General features: G+C 39.1%; 2 protein-coding genes. Both read left to right on the top strand.

The features are described from left to right. Nucleotides 1–226: 226 nt before the first annotated feature. Nucleotides 227–628 (top strand): copper resistance CopC family protein, encoded by a 402-nt coding sequence (locus C4S39_RS15050; protein ID WP_103967735.1) that lies wholly within the window; start codon nucleotides 227–229, stop codon nucleotides 626–628. Nucleotides 629–641: 13 nt separating this feature from the next. After that, nucleotides 642–1385 (top strand): CopD family protein, encoded by a 744-nt coding sequence (locus C4S39_RS15045; protein ID WP_181023846.1) that lies wholly within the window; start codon nucleotides 642–644, stop codon nucleotides 1383–1385. Nucleotides 1386–1457 lie beyond the last annotated feature (72 nt).

The following is a 1457-nucleotide window of genomic DNA, read 5'->3' as shown; positions in this document are numbered from 1 at the left end:
GGTCGTCCGATATCGAAGGTCGTGATCATCGTCCCAATAGTAGTGCTGATCGCAGGAGCTGCGGCTTTTATGATGATGCGTAAACGTAAAACTGATGAACGAGGCGCAGCAATTTAGTGAATAATTTATGAAATTGAATTAAGGATGAGTGATGAACTCATCCTTACGAAAAGCATCCAATAATTATTGGAAAAAATAATAGTAAACAAAGTATCGAGGGAAAATTGTGCAAAATAAGCGATTATCAAAATATGATATTAGAGTAGTGACAGTTTTTGCTGCATTATTAATTCTGCTTCCTTTATTATTTCAAGCTAGCCCTGCAATAGCGCATGCTACCTTAGTTAAATCTGAGCCACCACGCAGAGCCATGCTTTCTACACCACCTAAACAAATACAGCTTTGGTTTAATGAGAAAATCGAGGGGTCTTATGCATCAGTAACAGTAGAAGATTCGAATAAAAAACTAGTTACTGAGAATATGCCAGAGACACTTACAGATGATTCAAAATCTGTTGTATTAAATTTGCCTCAGATTCAACCCGGGTTTTATACTGTTCATTATCGTGTGATGTCAGTGGATGGCCATGTCATTGAGTCGAAATATGATTTTAGTGTTAAAGAATGACTTGCTGCAATAAATGATAGATGTAATTGCAGCATTAGCACGCTGGGTTCAGCTTGTAGCAAATCTGGCTTTACTTGGAAGCTGTCTATTTTTAATAATTACAAGTACTGCGAAACGAACCTATTCAGAAGTATGGATAAGACGGCTAGAATGCCTGTTTCCATGGTTAGCTGTGAGTATCCCGATAGGCTTGCTTGTAATTCTAGCTACAACCATAGTGCAAGTAACTGGAAGTGCTAACAGCCTGGGGAAGTATGAGGTTTGGCTGGAATTGTTAGGGGATACCCGTGTAGGGCAGATTTGGATTTTACGTTTCTCGGCGGCAATATTACTGTTACTAGTAATTTTATATCTTTGCAATGTATCCAGAGCGCGGTGGCGTTATGCTTTCTGTGCTGTAATTGCCGCTTTACCGCTCGTGGCAGGTTCATTAGCTAGTCATGCCGCGGCGGAAGAGCTTTCGGTAACGGCTGTAATGCCATATGCGCTTCATCTCATTCTTACTGGTGTGTGGTTTGGAGCTTTACCAGCTGCTATATTACTAATCTTAGATAAACAAAATGAAACAAAAAATAAATTTGAAGCATTGAAACAGTTCTCATCGGTAGCATTACCGACAATGCTATTAATTATATTCACTGGATTAGTAGTTGCTGACTCAATATTTGATGGATACTATGCTGCATTAGTTGCTACTTCCTATGGTTGGTTTTTAAGTGCCAAGCTATTCTTATTATGGCCTGTTAACACTATCTAAGTGCTTCAACGATAAGAGCGAAATGGATGAAAGAAAGGAAGATGACATCCAGTTTGTCGAATCTGGAGAATA

Source organism: Nitrosomonas ureae, assembly GCF_900108305.1.
Lineage (GTDB): Bacteria > Pseudomonadota > Gammaproteobacteria > Burkholderiales > Nitrosomonadaceae > Nitrosomonas > Nitrosomonas ureae_B.
The sequence above is the reverse complement of the archived record's forward strand: the minus strand, read 5'-3'. Positions and strand labels throughout refer to the sequence as shown.

Bases quoted from the DNA above. Each gene is read 5' to 3' on its own strand.
- C4S39_RS15045 (WP_181023846.1), top strand. From the start codon at position 642: ATGATAGATGTAATTGCAGCATTAGCACGCTGGGTTCAGCTTGTAGCA.